Source organism: Priestia sp. AB (genome assembly GCF_028369225.1).
In the GTDB taxonomy this organism is placed as follows: Bacteria; Bacillota; Bacilli; order Bacillales; family Bacillaceae_H; genus Priestia; species Priestia megaterium.
This window is the reverse complement of the sequence record NZ_JAQMYN010000004.1, coordinates 1-22,047: the sequence shown is the minus strand read 5'-3', so window position 1 is coordinate 22,047 and position 22,047 is coordinate 1. Positions and strand designations below refer to the sequence as shown.

General features: G+C 37.1%; 24 protein-coding genes. 17 read left to right on the top strand and 7 right to left on the bottom strand.

What is annotated here, in order from left to right; translation table 11 throughout:
• Positions 1-30: 30 nt before the first annotated feature.
• Complete coding sequence (locus POF52_RS13045; RefSeq protein ID WP_016764699.1) at positions 31-663, bottom strand: spore coat protein; 633 nt, start codon at positions 661-663, stop codon at positions 31-33.
• Between the two features lie 208 nt (positions 664-871).
• Between POF52_RS13045 and POF52_RS13040 the strand changes: the two genes are divergently transcribed.
• Entirely contained in the window at positions 872-1,423 is a 552-nt protein-coding gene (locus POF52_RS13040) for a hypothetical protein (protein ID WP_013083781.1), read from the top strand.
• A 22-nt stretch (positions 1,424-1,445) separates the two neighbouring features.
• Here POF52_RS13040 and POF52_RS13035 read toward each other — a convergent pair whose 3' ends face one another.
• Entirely contained in the window at positions 1,446-1,898 is a 453-nt protein-coding gene (locus POF52_RS13035; protein ID WP_176584148.1) for a Dps family protein, read from the bottom strand.
• Positions 1,899-2,090: 192 nt separating this feature from the next.
• Here POF52_RS13035 and POF52_RS13030 point away from each other — a divergent pair, with 192 nt between their 5' ends.
• From POF52_RS13030 to POF52_RS13020, 3 genes are all read left to right on the top strand, one after another.
• A complete protein-coding gene (locus POF52_RS13030) occupies positions 2,091-2,372 on the top strand; it encodes a hypothetical protein (RefSeq protein WP_013057684.1) in 282 nt (93 codons plus the stop codon).
• A 94-nt stretch (positions 2,373-2,466) separates the two neighbouring features.
• Complete coding sequence (locus POF52_RS13025; protein WP_013057683.1) at positions 2,467-2,640, top strand: hypothetical protein; 174 nt, start codon at positions 2,467-2,469, stop codon at positions 2,638-2,640.
• Positions 2,641-3,194: 554 nt separating this feature from the next.
• On the top strand, positions 3,195-3,896 hold the full coding sequence (locus POF52_RS13020) for a poly-gamma-glutamate hydrolase family protein (protein WP_271993130.1): 702 nt from the start codon (positions 3,195-3,197) through the stop codon (positions 3,894-3,896).
• 51 nt (positions 3,897-3,947) lie between these two features.
• Here POF52_RS13020 and POF52_RS13015 read toward each other — a convergent pair whose 3' ends face one another.
• Positions 3,948-4,217, bottom strand: coding sequence for a CPCC family cysteine-rich protein (locus tag POF52_RS13015; protein WP_013057680.1), 270 nt, complete (start codon positions 4,215-4,217; stop codon positions 3,948-3,950).
• A 284-nt stretch (positions 4,218-4,501) separates the two neighbouring features.
• Between POF52_RS13015 and POF52_RS13010 the strand changes: the two genes are divergently transcribed.
• From POF52_RS13010 to POF52_RS12995, 4 genes are all read left to right on the top strand, one after another.
• Positions 4,502-5,062, top strand: a complete 561-nt coding sequence (locus tag POF52_RS13010; protein ID WP_016764696.1) for a copper resistance CopC family protein — start codon at positions 4,502-4,504, stop codon at positions 5,060-5,062.
• Positions 5,063-5,066: 4 nt separating this feature from the next.
• Positions 5,067-6,128 (top strand): copper resistance D family protein, encoded by a 1,062-nt coding sequence (locus POF52_RS13005; RefSeq protein WP_271993129.1) that lies wholly within the window; start codon positions 5,067-5,069, stop codon positions 6,126-6,128.
• A 5-nt stretch (positions 6,129-6,133) separates the two neighbouring features.
• Positions 6,134-6,352, top strand: coding sequence for a hypothetical protein (locus POF52_RS13000; RefSeq protein ID WP_176584147.1), 219 nt, complete (start codon positions 6,134-6,136; stop codon positions 6,350-6,352).
• Positions 6,353-6,579: 227 nt separating this feature from the next.
• Positions 6,580-8,307, top strand: coding sequence for an ABC transporter ATP-binding protein (locus POF52_RS12995; protein ID WP_271993128.1), 1,728 nt, complete (start codon positions 6,580-6,582; stop codon positions 8,305-8,307).
• A 41-nt stretch (positions 8,308-8,348) separates the two neighbouring features.
• Here the strand turns inward: POF52_RS12995 and POF52_RS12990 are convergent, their stop codons facing one another.
• Positions 8,349-9,014: a type 1 glutamine amidotransferase domain-containing protein gene (locus POF52_RS12990; protein WP_013083773.1), complete on the bottom strand. Its 666-nt coding sequence runs from the start codon at positions 9,012-9,014 to the stop codon at positions 8,349-8,351.
• A 97-nt stretch (positions 9,015-9,111) separates the two neighbouring features.
• Positions 9,112-9,690, bottom strand: coding sequence for a hypothetical protein (locus tag POF52_RS12985; protein ID WP_271993127.1), 579 nt, complete (start codon positions 9,688-9,690; stop codon positions 9,112-9,114).
• A 150-nt stretch (positions 9,691-9,840) separates the two neighbouring features.
• On the opposite strand from POF52_RS12985, the gene POF52_RS12980 reads away from it, so the two are divergent.
• A complete protein-coding gene (locus POF52_RS12980; RefSeq protein ID WP_013083771.1) occupies positions 9,841-10,239 on the top strand; it encodes a FixH family protein in 399 nt (132 codons plus the stop codon).
• A 63-nt stretch (positions 10,240-10,302) separates the two neighbouring features.
• Here POF52_RS12980 and POF52_RS12975 read toward each other — a convergent pair whose 3' ends face one another.
• Complete coding sequence (locus tag POF52_RS12975) at positions 10,303-11,679, bottom strand: aminotransferase-like domain-containing protein (protein ID WP_271993126.1); 1,377 nt, start codon at positions 11,677-11,679, stop codon at positions 10,303-10,305.
• 151 nt (positions 11,680-11,830) lie between these two features.
• On the opposite strand from POF52_RS12975, the gene POF52_RS12970 reads away from it, so the two are divergent.
• Positions 11,831-12,748 (top strand): DMT family transporter, encoded by a 918-nt coding sequence (locus POF52_RS12970; RefSeq protein ID WP_271993125.1) that lies wholly within the window; start codon positions 11,831-11,833, stop codon positions 12,746-12,748.
• 293 nt (positions 12,749-13,041) lie between these two features.
• Positions 13,042-14,373 (top strand): polysaccharide biosynthesis protein, encoded by a 1,332-nt coding sequence (locus tag POF52_RS12965; protein WP_013083768.1) that lies wholly within the window; start codon positions 13,042-13,044, stop codon positions 14,371-14,373.
• A 35-nt stretch (positions 14,374-14,408) separates the two neighbouring features.
• Here the strand turns inward: POF52_RS12965 and POF52_RS12960 are convergent, their stop codons facing one another.
• Positions 14,409-16,199, bottom strand: coding sequence for a transglycosylase domain-containing protein (locus POF52_RS12960; RefSeq protein ID WP_013083767.1), 1,791 nt, complete (start codon positions 16,197-16,199; stop codon positions 14,409-14,411).
• Positions 16,200-17,020: 821 nt separating this feature from the next.
• On the opposite strand from POF52_RS12960, the gene POF52_RS12955 reads away from it, so the two are divergent.
• The 6 genes from POF52_RS12955 to POF52_RS12930 all read left to right on the top strand — a co-directional run.
• Complete coding sequence (locus POF52_RS12955) at positions 17,021-17,623, top strand: alpha/beta hydrolase (protein WP_271993124.1); 603 nt, start codon at positions 17,021-17,023, stop codon at positions 17,621-17,623.
• Positions 17,624-17,913: 290 nt separating this feature from the next.
• Positions 17,914-18,624 (top strand): polysaccharide deacetylase family protein, encoded by a 711-nt coding sequence (locus tag POF52_RS12950; RefSeq protein ID WP_097825194.1) that lies wholly within the window; start codon positions 17,914-17,916, stop codon positions 18,622-18,624.
• A 15-nt stretch (positions 18,625-18,639) separates the two neighbouring features.
• Complete coding sequence (locus POF52_RS12945) at positions 18,640-19,233, top strand: DedA family protein (RefSeq protein ID WP_013083764.1); 594 nt, start codon at positions 18,640-18,642, stop codon at positions 19,231-19,233.
• Positions 19,230-20,363, top strand: a complete 1,134-nt coding sequence (locus POF52_RS12940) for an MGDG synthase family glycosyltransferase (protein ID WP_271993123.1) — start codon at positions 19,230-19,232, stop codon at positions 20,361-20,363. Before POF52_RS12945 ends, POF52_RS12940 begins: the two co-directional genes overlap by 4 nt.
• A 92-nt stretch (positions 20,364-20,455) precedes the next feature.
• A complete protein-coding gene (gene nfsA, locus POF52_RS12935) occupies positions 20,456-21,205 on the top strand; it encodes an oxygen-insensitive NADPH nitroreductase (protein ID WP_271993122.1) in 750 nt (249 codons plus the stop codon).
• 356 nt (positions 21,206-21,561) lie between these two features.
• The coding region (locus POF52_RS12930) for a LysM peptidoglycan-binding domain-containing protein (protein WP_271993121.1) at positions 21,562-22,047 on the top strand (486 nt) is incomplete at its 3' end.

The following is a 22,047-nucleotide window of genomic DNA, read 5'->3' as shown; positions in this document are numbered from 1 at the left end:
TAAAATACGTTTGCCCCAGCCTCTTTTTAATTAATGCAGTTTATGGTTATTAGGCATCTGAGGAGAGGCAGTGGCTTTTGCAAAACTTGTGATCATTTGCTGCATATCTGCTTTTGCAAGCTGCGGCACTTGATAATAATGGTGTTTATTTTGATAAAGAGAAATTTCATAAGCCATTTCAATCCAATTAGGAACACTGTCTCCGAATATTCGGCGAACAACAGGATTTGTTATTTCTAAAGCGGTCATGGTTAAAAGAGATGCTTGAGACTTAACTAGACCTAGCATATGACCTGATATGCCTTTTTCATTGATTTCCTCAACGGACTGATTCGGCTTTTTAGGCTGTGAAGGTTTTAAGCCATAAACAAAGGTATGAGACTGCTTCATGTTATATACATGTGTAGAATCGGCCGGCTTTTGACCAGTAGAAAAAGCTTCTACGATTAAATTATATTCATTTAAAATAAACTGATATTGCCGATCAATGATATCAAGCAGCTCTTGTTCTTTTACATATTGCCTAAACATCATAAACTGATCCATTACATTAATCGAGCCCGCAAGTGTTTCATGAACGTCAAATAGTTCATGCCCTCCATGGTTCAATTGAGGGGGTACAGCTCCAGTTTGCATGTTTGTAGGAAGTTCGTGATTATTCATACTAAGTCCTCCTTAAAATCGGTATCGACTATAGTCTTTAAACTTCTTCAGGTTTTATACTTAAACTTGATTTATTCATAAAATGTTGCTCTACATAACTTAATTTACAACTAGTTATTTAATTAAAGGGTAAAAGTGAAAGGGTTTTATGAAAAAAAAGCGAATATCAATAACAATTCACGATCTATAGATAGGGGAATCAAAAAACATGAATGAGCTGCTGTCATACTCAAGTGAATTAAAACACGAAGCAAATCAACTGGTGGTATCCAGTCATTTATTGGATCTGTTAAGAGAATATGGTTGTCTTCTCTCAGGGGAGAGTTTTGAGTTAAATGTCATGACAAATCGCATCATTAATTTTTACGTAGGAAATGATGAAATGGATGAAGAATCTATTTTTCACATGGGGTATCAGCTTACAAAGCGTTTTAGCCCTTATAAGATGATATTTGCTAATGAAAAAGATAAGTATCAGTGGAGTGTGTATATGATTCAGAAGGGAGAAGAGTGGAAGCTTGATATTTCCGTGCTTCCAGAAAATATCGTGAAAGGCAAAGTTGAGAAACAAGAGTTATTAAAATCACTTTTCACTGAAAAAAAGCGGGAATGCATTTTATTTTTCAAGCAGCAAAGCGGATATAATCGCTATTATACGAGTGATCATGTGTATAAGGCTGTGCTAGAAGATGACATTCACGATGATATGTCTTTTTTTATGTGGCTGCAAAGACAAAAAAAAGTAAATCAACAAACGTAAAAAAGAGCCGCTTAGGCTCTTTTTATGCGTTTACGGATGTTTTTACAGGTAAAGCAGCTTTTAGCATCCAAATATGTTTTTCAATGTTGCCGATTGTTCCAATGAATAAGTCAGCTGTTACGTGATCGTGTGCTGCTTCAGCGTTTTCAACTGCATTTTTTAGGTTTTTAACAAGTAGCGTATAGTCATTAATTAAGGTTTCTACCATTTCTTCACTCGTTTGCTCGTTTCCATCTTCAAAAAGAGTAGCTGCTTGCAAAAATTGCTTCATTGTAGCAATTGGGCTTCCTCCAATGGCTAGTAATCGTTCTGCATATTCATCTATATAGTCCGCCGTCTCATTATAGAATTCTTCAAATTTTTCATGAAGCGTAAAAAATTGAGGCCCTTTTACATACCAGTGAAAGCGATGTAGCTTCGTATACAATACGTTAAAATCGGCAATTTGTTGGTTCAATACGTTTTCTAAATTCATAGTTAATAGCCTCCTAATGAGTTGTTGTTATCTTATATTTATATTATATCAAATATCAAATTAAAATCAATACTTATTTATAATAATTATTAAATAATAATAAAGATGCTTTTAAAGCATAATTATTCTCTTTAAAAACTCTAAAGATATGATAGGATAGAGCAAGAGTATTGAAAGGAAGAAGGGTTAGTCATGCATATTACACCAGAAGCAAAACAATTAATTAACAATATACTTGAAGAACAGGAGATAACAGGAATTCGCTTGTATTTCAAAGGAATTAGCTGTGAAATCCCTAATATTGGGTTAGCTTTTGAAGAGCCTTTTGAAAATGATGAAATGTATGAAGTCGATGGAGTACAAGTAGCAATGGAAGCTTCTATTGTGCCTTATACAAATGAATTAATGTTAGATGTTCATACAACGCCGTACGGTCCAGGTTTAGCATTAGTTGGGGCTAAAGAGGCTGAATAAAAAAATGTATGTAAGAGAAGCTAACAGGTTTGTTGTTTGTTTTGGTAAACCTTGGTTTACTTAATTTAAACGTTAGTGAAATGGAGGGGGACCTATGCTTCTTTCTCATCATGTAACGGTTGAACAAAGACAGCAAATCAAACGCTTTAAGCAGCAAATACAAGACGCAAAAACGCTAGATGAGCGCCGTTTGTATCAAGCACAGCTAAATAAATTTGTTGAGCGCCTATTTATTGAGAATCGCTTGCAGCGCAGCGGCGAACAATAAAAAACACCTAGAAAAGAAACCTTCAAAGAAGGTTTCTTTTTTTTAGTAGATTATTATACTTTTACACTTTGCAATTATTCATTTTCTTATATATCGCCCTTTATCTACTTGGAATCTGGTTTTCTGTATGAATATAGCACTAAAAACGTGTAAGTGACTATCAAATGAAAGCGCTTTCTGTTATAGTGAAGGTATAGAATGGTACTTGTTCACCTACAATGTTCATAAGGAGTGGTTTGTATGATTGAAAGAGGAAACTTCTTAATTGGTTTAGCGTGGGGAACATCTTTGAGCATACCTTTATGGATCGCCTTCTTTGGCTGGATAAAATTAGTTTGGCGCTTGCTTTAAATAAATAAAAACAAAAAAAGTAAAAAAACTTCAGTGAATATGCGCTGAAGTTTTTTTAAACAGCATAAATAGGTATTAAGAACTATTAAATAAATTATAATTTTTAACGATAAGTAAATAAGACTACTATAAATATTATTTTTGGTTTTTTTAAGTTCCTAATGTTTTAGGTCTTATTACACAACGGAAAGCAGGAGTACAAATTGAAAAGCTATCGTTTAGTAAGTTTCTCTACCTTATGTATCTGTCTACTCGTTTTATTCATTTCACCTTTTCAAGATACATCTAGTGCGTCAACTGATAAATATCAAAATTTCAAGCAGCTCTCACAGCACGAGTCTTCAGCTAGCTATAAAGTGACGACCAAAGAAACGAAAAGCCCTGTCCTTATCTTTGCTCCACACGGTGGAGGAATTGAAGGGGGGACAAGCGAAATTGCCCAAGAGCTTGGCAAACCAAATGCTCTTTACCTATTCGAATCGTTAAAGTCGAAAGGGTCACGAGACCTGCACCTCACAAGCACTCATTTTGATGAGCCCACAGCGCGTAAGATGGTAAGCAAGTATGATAATGTTTTATCTCTTCACGGATATTCTGGGAACGAAAAACATATTTTTGTGGGTGGGACTGATCGGGAGCGCGCAAAAAAATTAACGCAGTTATTAAATCAAAATGGATTTCCGGCCGAACTGATTACAAAAGGGCACGATGAGATTGCAGGCATTAACTCTGGAAATATTGCAAATAAAAATCGTACCGGGAAAAGTATTCAATTAGAGATTAGCCAACCGCTGCGAAGTGCTATGTTTCATTCATTCACTTCAAAAGGAAGAGCTTCGTCTAAAACTCAAACTTTTTATAGGTTTACAAATGTGCTTTCTACATTCGCTTCTACTTCTTACTGAATCCAAAAAAGAATGCTTTCGCAAGCATTCTTTTTTTATAAACTAGTTTTGCTACTCGTGACTTATAATAGGTTTCCAGTTAAAATCTTTTACATCTTGAACAGAAGGTTTTCTCACGTGCTGTAAGCTTTCTTTATTACACGCTCCATAAACTATAAAATTTTCCTGAGCTTCTATTAAAGAAATAGAGTTGGCTCCTAATTCGTTGGCATTCAGCTTTTGGTACGGATCGTCTTCCCAAAAACATATCTCACAAATATCATAGTCACCATCACTGTCTAAAGATTGATAACCACAGCAAGGGCATGTATACTTTTTCATTGTTTCTATCCTTTCTGTATGGGATTTTAAGCTAGAAAAAAGTCAGTCATCTTATTTAACTATTTTACTATATTCAAGGATAGTCTGAAAGAATATTCAAAAAAATTACAGCGGCATCTTCCCTAGGATTTGTGAACATTTTATAACGAATTGGTAATAGTTATTGTGAGACTGAGTAAAAAAGGAGTACACTTACTAGGAAAATAGATCGTGTTCGGAAACGTCTACATAAAAACATTTTTGGATATGATGAAAAAAGAAAAAAGAGATAGGGAGTCATAAATATGAAAAAAATAATAGGTTTACTTTTAGCATGCTTTTTAGCTGTTCCGACAGTTAGTTTTGCTCATACACATGTGCAAACAACCGTGCCGGAAAATGGTGCAACTGTTACAGCTCCTCTAAAAGAAATTAAATTAACCTTTGAAACACACATCGAGAAAATCAGTACTGTAACCGTTACAAAAGATGGACAAAAAATTTCACTTGCATCGCAAAAAGTAGAGGGTCATGATTTAATAGCTTCTCTCGATCAGCCCCTTAAAAACGGATCTTACACAGTGGACTGGGAAATTGTAGGGGAAGATGGTCATGTAATGAAAGATTCGATTGCTTTTAAAGTAGATGTGAAAGATGAAGCGAAAGAAGAGAATACTCAAGCAGCCGGAAAAGATAGTGAAAAAAAGCAAGACGCCACGCAATCCGAACAGCACCAAAAAAGTGCAGTAGCAAATGATGAAAAAACAGAGAACAATGATTCTTCATCGTTTTTTGTTATCATGATTATTGCTATTGTAGTGGTGGTTGGAGCATTACTCTTAATCTTCAGAAAGAAAAAGGCTTAAAAAGATGAGTATTTTGTTGCCTGTTTTTGAGTGGTTCACATACGTAGGTCTTTCCTTATTATTAGGATTTGCCGTACTGCAATATGTACCGCTTACAAAAAAGCCAACAATTTTATTATCAAAGCGATGGCTACTTGCAAGTGCAGCGGCTGTCGCTATTTTTTCGGTTGGAAATTCGCTTGAGATTATTTTATCTTTTTCAAAAATAAGAGGGTTAGGTGAAACAGTTCGTCTTGTATTATTGGAAACAAGAACGGGACACGCCTGGATCTTTGTTGTGCTAATTGCTATTTTATGTATGGTTGCTGTTTCAATAGAGAGCCACCCTCATATGTATACATTACTGACTGTAGCCTTGGTGGGAGGAATCGCCTACGCAAGTCACGCAGCATCCGCTTCTGCGCTTAGCGGCATGCTTTCTCATTCTCTTCATATTTTAGCAGTTGGACTGTGGGGAGGGGGGGTTCTGATTGTTTCCGCTTTTTCAAAAGAAACCTCCAATTGGAAAAGTTTCTTAATCTGGTTTACTCCTTTTGCAATCGCTTGTTTTGTGCTTCTTTCATTAAGTGGGTTCATTTCGATGGTCATTATCATGGGTCTGTCCAACTATGTAAATTCATGGGCTACAGATTACGGGCAGTCTCTTTTGCTAAAGCATATTACGATTATTCCGCTGCTTGCATTTGCCGTCATCAATGGCTTTCTTATGAAAAAAACGATAAAACATCCAGAATATAAGCCCGTGATGTGGATTCGAGCAGAAAGCATTATTTTGCTTATCATTTTTTTATTTACAGCTATCATGGTAACGCAATCGCCGCCAACTAATATAAGTCATATGGCAATGGATTCATCGATTTTTCCGTTTATCTATGGGAAACAAGTGACGCTCCCTCTAACGTTTCACGTAACGATTGTGGGAATCCTATTCTTATTTGTCGCACTGCTGTTTTTTGTGTATTTACTTATTTGTTTTTACAAAAAGACAGTATGGCTTAGCATATTAAGTGCGGGTTTGTTTGTTTTTGCTTTTTATATTGCGATGATGACAAGTATTCAAGTCTAAAAACAGTGAGAAATATCTCACTGTTTTTTTATTACCCATTAAAAGCTGTATTATCTCTCGGGCCTTTTCCCGGAGAAGGAGGCATCGGCATTTGGGAATTAGAACCAGAGCTAGAGCTAGAACCAGAGCCGGACGCAGAGCCGCTTGAAGGCGATATATTTCCTGCGTTTCCAAAAATAACGATCCCGCCAGAAATTGTTCCAATAGAAATAGATTTAATATAAACAGACATCCTTATTCAACCTCTCATCTAGTAAAAGAATTCAGTGTACCATAATGTATGACCAGCTTGTCATTTTCGTATAGACGAGTTTGAAAAATAGGTAAAAGCTTAGAAGTTCAGGTTAAGAAAGGAAATGGTGTAAAATAAGATGGAACTTTGAAGGTAAAGTGTGTGGTGTTTGCCTAAAGTGTGTATACCACCTATTAAAAGAATTAGAAAGGAACTAAGATGAATACGCAAAAAAAAATTCATTTTTCATTTAAAAAATTATGGTTGCTAACGAACCCTCCGACAGGAAAGCTACTCATTTCGTTCATACTGGCCTTAATTAATACCGGAGCGTCGCTTTCTATCCCTCTTGTCATTAAAGAAGTGATGGAGAAAATTGCAGTAGGCGTCTCACCGCAGCTTATAGCAGGACTCCTTGGTTTATTCGCTGCTCAAATGGTAACAAGCGCAGTATCTCTTTATCTCCTTGCTCAAGTAGGACAAGGTGTTGTAAAAGAACTCAGACATAAAGTGTGGAACAAGCTCATAAAGCTTCCGATTTCATTTTACGACCAAAACCGTTCCGGTGAAATGGTAAGCCGCATTACAAATGATACAACCATTGTGATGAATTTATTGTCAACAGAAATGATTGACTTTGTTAAAAATATTTTATCTATTATCGTTGCCATTGTTATTTTATTTACGCTTGATGTACCCATGACGCTCATTTTATTAGCGGTTATTCCCGTTATGTTTGTACTGGTTATGCCCCTAGCGCGAAAAATACATAAAATTTCACGTGAGCAGCAGGATAAAATGTCCAAGCTTACAGCTTTTTTAGCTCAAATGCTGAGTGAAATCCGCTTGATTAAAGTATCCGGTTCAGAGAAAAAAGAAGTTGATTCCGGCTTACAATCGTTTCAGTCACTCTACCTCTTCGGTGTAAAGAGAGCTAAAATTGAAGCCATCATTACCCCGATTATTAGCACGGTGATGACCGCTGTTATGATTGCCATCGTCGGGTTTGGTGCATATCGTGTGAGTGAGGGATTTATCACTGCAGGAGAGCTGGTAGCTTTTGTTCTTTACCTTTTTCAAATTATGGTTCCGGTTGGTTCACTTACCCGATTTGTTACTAGCTTTCAGCAAACTAAAGGAGCTTCAGAAAGAATCTTTGATATATTAGCTGAGAAAGAAGAGAACTATGAAAATGGAGAAGTGCTTGAACAGGTAGGGAGTTTAAGGTTCGATAAAGTTGCTTTTCAATATGAAGATAAACCAGTATTGCAGGAAGTTTCATTTTCTGCTAAAAAAGGAGAAGTTACCGCTTTTGTTGGACCTAGCGGAGCTGGAAAATCTACTGTTTTTTCGCTTATCGAACGCTTTTATGAGCCTTCATCGGGGCGCATATTCTTGGATGGAACAGACAGTCAAAACGTCAACTTACGTTCGTGGCGTCACCTGTTTAGCTATGTTCAGCAGGATTCTCCGATTTTAGCAGGAACAATTCGAGAAAATCTCATTTACGGATTAGAGCGGCATGTGACGGATGAAGAAATAGAAGAAGCAGCGAAGTTAGCGAATGCTCATCATTTCATTCAGTCCTTTGAAGATCAATATGAAACAATGATTGGAGAAAGAGGTATTAATCTCTCAGGAGGACAGCGACAGCGTATTGCAATTGCCCGAGCGCTGTTACGCAATCCCCAGCTTTTACTACTGGACGAAGCGACAGCTAGCTTAGACTCCGAATCAGAAAAGCTTGTGCAAGAGTCATTGGAAACGGTAATGAAAGAACGCACATCACTCGTCATTGCACATCGTCTATCTACGGTCATTAATGCGGACCAAATTGTTGTAATAGAAGAAGGGAAGGTTACAGGAAGCGGAACGCATAAAGAGCTGTTAGCCTCTCATTCTTTTTACCGGCGTTTGGTAGAGCAGCAGTTTCAAACATCCCTATAGAACAAACAAAAAAGACTGCTTTTAAGCAGTCTTTTTTTAGTTTATTTATTTAGCTTTTTAACTAATTCATCACCCATTAACTCAGAAGAAAAAGGATCTCGGCTTGTGACAATTTGATCATTTGCCCAAACAGCATATGCTTTTTTATCCATCTCAGGGATGTAATTAGCCACTTCACGAAGTTCTTGTTCTAAACTGTATGGTAAAAAGGGAAGTACTTCTTCCGGTTCAATTTCATCAGGATAACCGGTTACGTCTAGCCCTTTAATTAACAGTTCATCATCGGATCCTTTCAAGAAAGCAAAAACAGAAGGTCCGTGACACTCAGCTGCTAAAATACCTCCATTGTCGTACACTTTGTTCATAAGTGCATGCAAGTCCACATTTTTTGCTAAGTCAAACATAGCGCCGTGGCCGCCTACTACTAAGATAACATCATAGTTCTCAGCATCTACTTCTTCAAGTTTCATTGTCTGATCCGCTCTTCCTGATTCATATAATTTCTTATACGTTCCGTCTGGATCAAAGTCTTCTGAAATACTTCGAACGTCTACTTCCGGCTTACCTCCAAAAGGTGAGGCTAAATCAACGGTGTGCCCTGCGTCCTCAAGCTTTTGCAGCGGAGCAAATAATTCTTCTGCCCACCAACCTGTGTGATAATCTTTCTCTTCGTATCCGCTTGATAATACAGCTAACACTCTTGCCATGTTTATACCTCCTAAATGATGTAAAACGTATAGTGATACATATCATGTATTCATTGTGAACTGTACCCTATATAAAAAAACTTTAAACAATGGCAAGTTATGAAAAGGTAGCGTGAATCATAAACAAAACCAAAAAAGAGATAGCAAATTTAAGATGCCACTTTTTATCTGTACGCTTATAGCGCTTCACGCCCATTACGAGTAAACAAGCTAGAACAGCCATCGTAATAATTCCTGAAAAGTACGTAAAACTTGCTTGAAATCCTTTTATTAAAGCCATATAACCATGTAAAATAATCAAGGCCGTTGATATAAGAGCAATGGGAACGTGCCACTGACGAACATACTTGGCTAAAAATTGGATAAGCGGTTTTAACTCAAAATTTCCTTTTTTTATGTGCGATAACGGTTTCCATTTTAATAATAAAAAAATAGGATAAATGGCTAAAGCTGCAAAAAAACCAATTCGTGCGATTGAACCAAGCTCTTTAAAATTCCCTTCATATATTTTAGAATCGAGTGGAAGGGAATGTTTATAAATAGGGATGTAAATAAGCCCTGCTACAACTAGTAAAAAAGAGATAGTAAAGATAAAGATCACTTTTTTGCGCTCATTTTTATTTTTGATTAATGTCTGTAGCCATGATTTTTTAGCTGGAGATTTAGCTGAATTCATTTTCTTCCTCCTTGGAAAAAACTAGTTAGTATCAGTATGAACTTTTTTTCTTAAAAATTCTTTAAAAATCCTTCTTTTTTAGAAAAATTCATTTTTTTCTTTGCAATACGCGTTATAGTTAAACAAAGGGTTTAAAAAGGAGATGAATATATGAAAAAAAGAATAAGTATATCTATAATCAGTCTTTGTTTACTTTTAACGGCCTGTGGTCAGGAACCTGCTCAAACCACAAATGCTGAGCAGCCAAAACCGTTGGACGTAAATCTTCAAGGCCCAGAGGCTTTACAGAAAAATGAAAGCGGTATCTACAAAGCCGAAGTTACATATGGAGACGAAAAAGTGAAAAATGATGATGTTGAAATGATTGAATTTGAAATAGAAAAAAAAGATAGCGAAGGGAAAGGGAAGATGTTAAAGCCTAAACAAATAGGAGAAGGTGTATATGAAATACAAACATCTTTCTCTGAGCCTGGCACCTATACCGTGCAATCACATGTTTCTGCAAAAGGGACGCATAACATGCCTCTTATAACCGTTACGGTTAAATAAAAAAAGTCAAGGATTCTAATTCCTTGGCTTCTTTTCGTTTAGTATGTCCATTGAATTCCCATTCTACAAGGGGAAAAGGTTATTTGGAATAGGATGATGTTTTCTATCATCAATTAAAGTAATGCACTGAGCCAGCTGTTCAATTCCTCGTTTGATCGTATTCGTATTTACTTGTGAGATGCTTAATCGGAGAAGAGTGTCTCTTTTATATTCTGGTAAAAAAAATCTTGAGGCATCATCAACATATATGTGCTGCTCGTTTAGCATGTGAACAATCTGTTTTGCTGTCACATGCTCAGGCAAACTAATGGATAAATAGAATCCTGAAGTTGGTTTAGAAAAATGTGTATGAGCGGGTAGCAGTGAATCACATGCTTCTATAAGAGTTTGCATTTTGGTATGGTATACCTCTTTTATCTTTTTAAGATGACTCGTAAACATGCCGCTTTTTAAATAAATTTCAAGAGCACCCTGGGAAAGCGCTGAACTATTAAAATCTGAACTGAATTTATATCGTAAAAAGTTGCTATTCATTAACGAAGGAAGCACGACAGCAGCAATACGTAACCCAGGAAGAAAGACTTTCGAAAAGCTTTTAATGTAAATAACTCGTCCACAAGGATTAAAAGAAAATAAAGGATCTGATTTTGCATCCGGATCAAGGTCGCCCAAAAAGTCATCTTCCACTATATATACATCGTATTTTTCGGCTAGCTCCACGATTTTTTTCTTCTCAAAATTTGTATAACAATGCCCAAGAGGATTGTGAAATCTTGGAATAATGTAGAAAAATTTTATATCATTATTTCGAAAAATGTACTCCAAACGATCAAGATCAATCCCTTCCATCGATAGCTGGATCCCAAAAGTAGTAGCTTGGTGCACCGTAAGAGACTCGATAAAACCGAAATAAGTGGGCTGTTCAATTAGGATATTATTTTTTCCATTTGGAAAGGGCATAGAACCTAGTAAGTGAAGAGCTTGCTGAGACCCGGATACAACGACTAACCTTTCAGCTTGAGTGAACACCTGTAGGTTCTGCAAGTGTTTCACTAACTGTACCCGCAATGAGTAAGAGCCTTGTTGATCAGAGTATGTAAAAAGCTCTTCTTTATAGTGTTCAATCGCTTGGTTTATACAATGCTGAAATTCAAGATAAGGCATAACGTTTTTATCTGGACCAGCAGACAAGAAATCAATCACTTCATTTTCATTCGTCCTATGTTGAAATTCTGCCACAACGTAGTAGCCGCTTTTAGGAACAGAATAAATTAAATGCTCTTTTTCTAGTTCACTATACGCTTTGATAACGGTATTCTTGCTGCACGAAAAATGTTGGGATAGTCGGCGAACAGAAGGGAGTTTACCACCTGCAATAAGTGATCCATTTGCTAGGCCAAGCTTAATTTCTTCCATGATTTTCAGATATTTTAAACTCATAGGTCATACTCCTTTAATTTGTACCCGTACAGATAGGTAAAAGAATGATTTATTTTAGTAGTTGTCCTGCGCTATCCTTTTAATTATATCAGAACTTTTTTTTAGAAAAATGGTACAGTTCTGAAAAATAAAAAGACAGGGGTAGGGTAAGATGCAAAAAGAAATTAGAGAGAAAATGGGCTTATTGTTGGGGTTAGTAGGCGTTATCTGTTTTAGCTTAACCCTTCCTTCTACAAGCATTGCAGTCGAGTATTTCGGAACGACAGTCGCCGGTTTAGGAAGAACAGCTGTAGCTGCTGTTTTAGTAGCTGTGATATTGATTGTACGAAAAGAAAAATTTCCTTCTCTCTGCCAATTTAAAAGTCTGCTGATCGTCGCTTTAGGCGCAGTTTTAGGGTTTCCTCTGCTCACTTCTTGGTCAATGAAATCCTTGCCTGTTTCTCACGGAGCGGTTGAACTCGCTCTTTTACCATTAGCCACAGCCGGTTTTGCGATGTTTAGAGGGGATGAACGCCCTTCTTTAAAATTCTGGATATCAAGCATGATTGGTTCGGCAGCCGTTATCGTGTATGCTCTTCACCTTGGATTCGGTCAACTGCAGTTTGCTGATGCAGCTTTACTAGCAGCGGTGCTGATACTTGGACTGAGCTATGCAGAAGGAGGGGTGTTAGCAAGAGAATTAGGCAGCTGGCAAGTAATTGCTTGGGCCATTATCATCGGTGCACCATTTTTTATGGTTCCAGTGGGACTAAGCATTACAGCTGAAATGCTCCATGCGCCTTTACAAGCATGGGTTAGTTTGATTTATCTCTCAGTAGTGAGTCAATTTTTAGCATACGTTGCTTGGTACAGCGGGATGGCTATGGGTGGAATAGCCAGAGTTAGCCAAGTTCAATATTTACAGCCATTTTTAATGATTCTGTTTGCAGCTCTATTTCTAGGTGAAACGATTACACTTTTTACTCTTGCTACAGCAACAATTGTTGTCTTTTCGGTTGTACTAGGCAAAAACGCTTCGGTGTCAAAAAAAGAAGTGCATCCACAGAAAATAGTGAATAAAGACGCTTAACTAATATGTGAATTTGTTACATTAAAACAACATGCTCTATTCCCATTAGCAATCGGCAGGTTCACTCAGTCTCCTGTTTTTCTATGTAAGTTTCAAGAGCCAAAGTATAAGAATGAATGAATTTCCTATGTAAAAAAGGTATATAACGGTTTTTTTTCACATAGGTTGAACATTATACAAGAACTTGTACACCGAAAAAATACAATTAGACAAATAATTCGTATTGGGCTTGTCATATACATAGAGAGAAGAGGTAGTGATGAAAAAGGACGGGAGATAGAGGAGATAACGAGATGAACACTTTTTTGAAAGGAACGTTTATTCTAGCAGGTGCTGCCTTTGCAGGAGAGTTAATTGAATTTCTTGTAAATATGGTACTTGCTAGAGAATTAGGAAGGGAAGGCATGGGCATGTACATGACTGTTCTTCCTATCATTTTTCTTATTGCCACCGTAGCCAACTTAGAACTGCCTATTTCTATTTCTAAATTTCTTGCTGAACATCATCGCAAAGAACATCAGCATATGATGAAGCATGCCACCATTTTTGCTACTGCTGTGAGCTTGGGAATCTTTTTTATTACACTAGCCGTATTAGCAGCCTTTCCATTTTTTAGTCACTATCATCCTTACTTAAAATGGGTTGTACTATGTTTCATTCCGGTTGTTTCGTTTTCAGCGGTGCTTCGTGGATATTTTACGGGTAAAAATAATATGACGACTATCGCTGTGTCTAATTTTATCCGCAAAGCCTTTCAGCTAACGATTTTATTTATTGTTTTTCAAATGTTTGCTTTCACAGATGTTAAAATGTCGCTGTTTATTGCGATTTGTACGCTAATTGGGACCGAAGCTGTTATTTTGCTTTATTTTTTTATCACGTATGTTACCCAGTTAAGTGTTTTATCAAGAGGGCACAGACCTCTGCTTTCTCCAAGTGAGATTCGGAAAAAGCTGTTAGGCGTCTCACTTCCGACCACGGGACTGCGTTTATTTAATGCGGTATGTAATGCTATTCAGCCGTTTTTAATCAAACACGCGCTCGTTTTATCGGGCATGACTTTAACCGGGGCAACGCAGCATTTTGGTATGCTAACAGGGGTAGCGATGTCGATCGGCTTTTTTCCGGCTTTCTTTGCTCATTCTCTTTTAGTAGCACTAATACCTGCTGTATCTGAAGCTCATGCGAAAAATCAGGAAGAACAGCTTCAAAGACTTTTGACTCAAAGTATGCAAATGACATTTTTATATGGGATTCCGTCTATAGTGGCGATGTATTTCTTTGCTGAGCCGCTTACTAACTTGTTTTTTCATTCTACAGAAGCCGTGTACTACCTAAAGGCTTTATGGCCGTATTTTCTTTTTCACTTCTTTGCCGTCCCGCTTCAAGCTTATTTAATTGGCCTTGGCTATGTAAAAGATGCTTTTTATCATACGATTTGGTCTCATATTGTATCTTTTTCCCTGATGTTTTTCTTAGGATCACAAACAAATATTGGCATGCAGGGAATTATTATCGGGATGAACTGTGGCGTGGTTGTCCTGACCGTTCTGCATTATGTAACGATTTGCAAAGTCATTAATGTTTCCTTTTTTTCACTTAAGCATAAAACGCATTTATCTTAAAAAAACCTCCAACAGTGAAGTTGGAGGTTTTTTGGTTACCAGTTATTCATAATTGAGCTAAACAGTGTAGCAGGGTCTTGTCCACCGCCGCCTGATAAGTATTTCGTTGTTTGCGTAGAATTAGCATTATCAAAGCCAGCGTGGATAGAAACGACTGCATCATCGGTGTACCCGACAAACCAAGCATCTTTGACATCGTTGGTTGTACCGGTTTTACCTGCAGCATCCCGTGAAGAACGAGCGTTAACACCTGTTCCATAGCTTTTTTCAATCACATCTTGCAGCATGGATGTCATTGTATCTGCATTTTCTTCACTCATTACTTGCTCTGTCTGAATGTCTGGCTTTTTCACTTCACCGTCGCGCATCTCAATTTTTCGAATTGCGTACGGCTTAGTCATGACGCCTTTGTTAGCAAAAGTAGTATATCCTTGTGCTAACTGAAGGGGAGAGAACGTTGTGGTCGTTCCTCCAAGAGCAAGCCCTAATTTTGATTTATCATCATCTTCAAGAGGAAGTCCAGCTTTTTCCATGAATTTTGCGCTTGTATCAATACCAATTTGTTTTAAAAGCCAAACAGCTGGAACGTTAAGTGAACGAGTAAGTGCTTCGCGCATTGTCACATGCTTTTGATATTCACCTTCTGCATTTTTAGGGCTATATCCACCGCCAAAGTCTTGTCGTTCGTCACTTAAGAGTGAAGTTGGTGTATAATCTCCAGTTTCTAAGGCTGGACCGTATACGGCTAACGGCTTAATAGCTGAACCAAGCTGATAGCCGCTTGTAGCACGGTTTAAGCCGTTTCGCTCATAGCTGCGTCCTCCATACATCGCTGAGATCCCACCTGTTTTAGGGTTAACAGCTGAAATCCCAACCTCTACTTTGCTGTTGATGTCATCATCTCGGAACGTATGATTTGCTACAGAGTTATTAATCGATTCCTGTAAATTAGGATCTAAATCTGTATAAATGGCATAACCACCCTTATAAAGGTCATCAGCAGATACGCCATACTGTTGAGCAGCTTCTTTAATTACATAATCAATAAATGCTTGATTGGAGTTCGGTTTTTTAACAGGAACACTAGGCTTGACTACACGTTCGTTTAACGCTTGCTGATACTGAGTATCGCTAATAACGTTTTGGTCATGCATCAGTTTCAATACAACGTTTCGTCGGGCTGTCGCTTTTTCTGTACTATTGCTTGGTGAATACGTACTCGGCGCTTTTGGCAGTCCCGCTAAAAGCGCAGCTTCGCCTACGGTTAAATCTGATACAGGCTTATTAAAATAAAGCTGAGAAGCTGCACCAATACCATATACACCGCTTCCGAAATAAATTTGATTTAAATATAATTCCAAAATTTGATCTTTTGTAAATTGTCTTTCTAAGCCTAGTGATAGAAACATTTCATCTACTTTACGTTTAATGGTCTTATCACTAGATAAGTAAAGATTTCTTGCTAACTGCTGTGTAATGGTACTTGCGCCTTCAGCTTTACTCATTGTTACAATGTTCTTAAAAAGGGCGCGGCCAATACCTTGTAAATCAATCCCAAAATGCTTGTAAAAGCGACGGTCTTCCGTTGCAACAAACGCCATTTTTACATAATCGGGAATTTCATTGCTCGAAACATTTTGACGGGGAACGGTTTTATACAATTCGTCAATCTTACGGTCATTTTTGTCATAGACTACCGTACTTTGAACCGACTGCAGTTTCGAGTAAGATAAATCAGCCGTTTGCTGAAATTGCTTTAATACATAGGTAACTCCCAGCATTACAATTAAAACAACGACTAAAAAGGCTAAAATAAATTTCCTCATGTTGGTTCACTCCACTAAGTAATAATTCCATGTTCACACATAGCTACATTCTTCGTCTTTACAAGGTCGTTATGTAAAGAATGCTGAAGTTTGTTGACCCATTCAATCTTTTAACAGAGAAATGGGTGATAAAGTATTAACGTTCACAAGCTGACGCGCTAAGTTTAATAAAGGCTATTATTCAAGTGCAGGTAAGTTTTTAGGGTATAAGATGATTGACATAAATAGCTCTTTACGCAGTTATTTTTTGCTTACTCGCAGATGCTTCGTTTTTTATTAAACTGAAACAAAGTGAAATACAATCATCTGAACTTAGTTTACCCATAAATTTGTGTTTGTCAAATAAAGTCGTATAAAGCACCATTCGGGGCTTTGTTCCCCTTTATGAAAACACAAGCTGGTATTTTACGTTCTGTTTCTCATAGAAAAAAGTTGTTGTAACACGTATACGAAATAAGATTTAGCACGTTCGGGTATAAATGCTGATATCTGTTGAAAGTAACGAAATAAAGAAAAAATTAACTAATTTATCAGACTAGGGCACTTTTTATACGAAGGAGGACGAGCGAGTTTTAATCATTATCCACCTTTTGACGGGAGCACTTAGCTAAAAGTGGAATATTTCTTTCCCCGCTGTAAGTCAAACGAATTAAATACCTAGCTGCATATGAGCAATGGCCATATGAAGTTATTCAGTATTATGTGATACTGCCAGCAAAACATACAGGTATTTCTTTGACAGTAGTTCCTTTACAAATGCTTCGAAAGTTCTTATAATAAAATTATCTTTAATTCGAGATATTTAAAAGGAGTGGATATACGTGAAACATATTTTTAAAAAAGGAACGGACGAGACGAAACCGACTTTATTGCTGTTGCATGGTACAGGAGGTACAGAACAAGATCTGCTTCCTGTTGCGGATATGATTGATTCCTCTTGCTCCGTATTATCTGTAAGAGGAAATGTACTAGAAAACGGAATGCCTCGTTTCTTTAGACGTTTACAAGAAGGAATATTTGATATAGAAGATTTAATTGAACGCACAAAAGAACTTCATCAATTTTTAGATGAAGCGGCTGAAACATACTCATTCGATCGACACAACATCATAGCTGTAGGCTACTCAAATGGTGCCAATATTGCAGGAAGTTTGCTATTTCATTATGGGAATTCTTTAAAAGGGGCGGCTCTTCTTCATCCGATGGTTCCAAGAAGAGGAATTGAAGTGCCTAAGACCGACGCTTCTATCTTTATTGGCGCAGGCAAAAACGACCCTATTTGCCCAGCATCAGAAACGGAAGAACTTTCTGCGCTTTTAGAAAAAGCTGGAGCGGACGTACAGGTGCATTGGGAATCATTTGGCCATCAGTTAACACGAACAGAAATTGAAGCAGCTGAAAAATGGTATCGAGCAAAATTTTAATTTAAAAACTTTCCGCATTCGTGCGGGAAGTTTTTTTATTTTTAAAAAATAATGAAAGTTATCGTACAAAAGATAGATATAAATGGTAAAAAGTACTTTTTTTACTGAATGAAGGGAAATTTTATGATATCATTTTATTTCCGGTATATCCTTGCAGAACAGCTATTTTTAGGTAAAGTATCAAATTATTTTAAAATTCCTGGCTTCTATCACAAAAAAATGAAACCAAAGTCTGAGTAAACCGTTATAATAAATGCAGGATTTAAATTCAAAAGGATGGTTAAAAGCATATGACTCGTTTTTTTATTGTTTTACTTTTCGTTCTAATGGTTATATGTGTATATACCATTATTTCGCAAACCCTTTATCGTCGCTATCATTCATCAGTCATAATAAAAGGGGAAAAAAAGCATAAAATAGCTATAACATTTGACGACGGTCCTCATCCTGTTTATACACCAAAAATTTTGGACTTGTTCAAACTGTATGAAATGAAAGCTACTTTTTTTATTGTGGGAGAACTAGGGGAGAAACACCCGTCTATTTTAAACAGAATGATCGATGAAGGACATGAAGTAGCTATACATCATCACCGTCATGTGAGTGCATGGACGCAAACACCTTGGCAATTAAAAAGACAAATTCATCAATGTGCACAGGTTATAGAGAAAGTAACCAATCAAAAGCCGCTTTTTTATCGTCCGCCGTGGGGACATTTAAATATGAGCAGTTTATCAATGGCCAAGCCATATCACCTTGTGATCTGGACAGGAATCTTTCAGGATTGGACACTAAAAACAACGAAAACGGCATTAGTTCAAAAACTAATGCGTAAAGTAGAAGATGGAGCCATTTTTGTGTTACACGATAATGGAGATACCCCGGGAGCAGATGAAAAAGCACCTGAAATGACGATTGCGGCGTTAGAAGAATTTTTACCTTACTTAAAACAGCAAGGGTATGAAAGTATAACCATGCAGCAATTGATGAATCAATCGTAAATAGAGGAGCGAGCAGTGGACTTAACAATTATTTCTCAGTATATACATTCCTATGGTTATATTGTTATTTTACTTGTACTTTTTTGTGGGATTGTTGGAATTCCAGCGCCTGAAGAATCATTTTTAATATTATTAGGCATGTTTATTGCCAAACATCAGCTGAACTTATACGAATCATCTCTTTTTGCTTTTTTAGGTGTTATTACTGGAATGCTTACTGCTTACGGGCTAGGAAGGTATGCGGGAACCCCATTTTTTGATAAATACGGAAAATACGTAGGGTTAACCAAAGAGAAAATTGAAGCGGCAAGCGGCAGCTACCATAAATATGGGATATGGACCATTTTATTTGGTTTATATATTCCAGGCTTGCGTCAAATTAGCCCATATATGGCGGGAATAAGTCGCTATCCGTTTTTGCTTTATTTATTGTTATCGGTAGTAGGAAGTCTAGTATGGGTCCTTTCTTTTCTGATTCTAGGTTACTACGTAGGAGATCGAATTCATATTTCGTATATTATCATGGGCGCTGTAGCTTTTTTTGTCATTTATTTACTTATAAAAAGAACAAGAAACCGAAAACGTCTTGAGAGGAGGGATGGTCAATGAGGAAGGTTTTATTCTTACCGCTTTTTCAGATGCCATCTGGTCATCACCAAGTAGCAGACGCCGTTATGGATGCCATTATGGAGCGTTTTTCGCACGTTATTTGTCAAAAAATTGATTGTTTAAGCTATTGGAGCAAACCGCTTGAACAAATGATTTCATCGATATACATGAAATGGATTTCTGTTTTCCCAAAGCAGTTTGAAAAATTTTATTACGGTCATGTATACAAAAAAAACGACCATACGATGGACGATTTTGTTGTGAAAAAGTGGCCCATTATCGAATACCATATGAAGAAATTAATTGATGCAGAGCAGCCGGATGTCATTGTTTGTACACACAGCTTTCCTTCCTGTGTATTAAGCGGGTTAAAAGAAAAAGGAATCATTGATCTTCCTATTATAAATGTATACACAGACTTCTTAGTAAGCGACGTATGGGGTAAAAATGGAATTGAGCTTCACTGCGTGCCTGATCAGGATACAAAAACGTTTTTACAAAATGTTCACGGTGTAAAAGAGTCTTCTATTTATGTAACGGGAATTCCTGTTCATAAAGCGTTTTTAAAAAGAAGGATTGACCATCTTATGCCACAGAAACATATACTGATTGCCGGAGGGAATTCCGGCCTTGGAAATGTACGCAAAATGCTTCAGCAGCTTCCGCAAAACTGTACGTATATGTATTATGTACTGTGCGGAAAAAACAAAAAGTTGTATCAAGAACTAATAAAATTAAACCACCCGAGAATTAAAGCGGTCTCGTATGTAAAATCGAGAGAGAAAATGAATGATTTATATGAGGGAGCAGATGCCATTGTCACAAAAGCGGGGGGAGTGACAATTAGCGAAGCCCTTCACAAAAGACTACCTATTTTTATTCACTCATCTCTTCCCGGTCAAGAACAAATTAACATTGAATATCTAAAAGAAAAAGAGCTGCTGATACCGCTTAATGAGGCTCAAGCCTTTGAACAGCAGCTTAAGAACATTTTAGAAAATGATGTGAAACGAAACCGGTTGATAAAACGGATGGACGAATATGTAGACAGCTTAGAAGTAAAAGTAGATCGCGTGCTTGCAGATCACTTTAAGCTGTATCGATATGAGACAAGTCAAAATCAATTTTAAGCAGAACATTGGTTATTTCTTTTTACATTCGATAAACTAACTGTAGAGATAACAACTGTAGAAGGTTAGATGAAGTAAAAGGAGATTATAATATGAACTCAGTTATTGAAACGATTTTAAATCATCGTTCTATTCGCAAATATGAAGACAAACCATTGTCAGAAGAGCAAATTCAGACGATTGTAGAAAGCGCACAGGCAGCTTCCACATCAAGCTATATTCAAGCGTATTCCATTATCGGAGTAAAAGATAAAGAAACGAAGCGAAAGCTTGCTCAATTAGCAGGAAATCAGCCTTACGTAGAAACAAATGGACACTTCTTTGTATTTTGCGCTGACTTTCATCGTCATGATGTCATTGCGGAAATGGAGAAAAAAGATTTATCGACAGCGCTCGAAAGCACAGAGCAGTTTATGGTAGCTATTATTGACGTTGCCCTTGCTGCGCAAAATGCAACGCTTGCTGCTGAATCAATGGGACTTGGAGCTTGTTACATCGGCGGTTTGCGTAACGAATTAGAAGAAGTAAGCAAATTGTTAAAACTGCCTCGTCATGTAATTCCGTTATTTGGTCTGACGGTTGGACATCCAGCGGGTATTACGGATAAAAAGCCGCGCTTACCATTTAAACATGTGTATCATGAAGAAACATATGAGCCGAACGATGAGCAGACGAAAAAAGAATTAGCATCGTATAACGAAGAAATTTCTGCTTATTACAACGAAAGAACAAATGGCAAACGCCAAGACACATGGACTGGTCAAATGGCCGACATGCTTTCCAATCCTAAGCGTATGTATATGAAAGAATTTGTTGAAAAGCAAGGATTTAACAAGAAATAAAAAAAGCTGGGACAAAAGTATTTTAGCCGAATTGAAAAGCGAACCGCTAATCAAAATTTTTGATTAGCGGTTCGCTTTTTTTTGTTATAAAAAAACTGAATATACCCGTTAAATGGTCAATAAAAAAGAAGAGGCATAGCCAGCAATGGTAGAGAAATTTAACTATTTTAGTAAAAACAACAATAAAAAGCAGTAAAAAGTAGAAACGTTTCATCATATAGCCAAATTATCAGAAATATTACGATTGAATGTTCTGTTTTGTTAAGTTTTGTAATAAAAGTAGCATGGCTCTGTAACGGCTGTGAAATGTGAGGATGATATCATTCAATCATTGAGTAAATAAGGAGGTATTCGTAATGAAAAAATTTATATTTACTCTAGGAACAACAGCAATCCTTTCAGCAGGATTTGTAGGTGCAGCTTCTGCTTCTACAAGCGGAACGTATCACGTAGAAAAAGGTGATACGTTATGGAAAGTCGCTCAAAAGCACAGCGTGAGCGTAGACGAGCTAAAAGATGCAAACAACTTAACATCTAATATTATTTATCCAAATCAAGAATTAAACGTAGCTACTATAAAAGAAATGACGCACAAAGTTCAGCAAGGAAACACATTATGGTCCATCAGTCAGCAATATGGCGTGACGGTAGATCAAATTAAAGAATGGAACGGACTGAAGTCAGATTTAATTTATCCTGGCGAACAATTAAAAATTCAGTCTCCAAACGGTCAAGCTCAGCAATCAAGCCCTTCAGTAGCCCAAGCTGCTCCAGAAGCTCAGCAAACTCAAGCGCCGGCTGAACAAACTCAAGAAGAACAGCAGCAAGCTCAAGCTGAACAA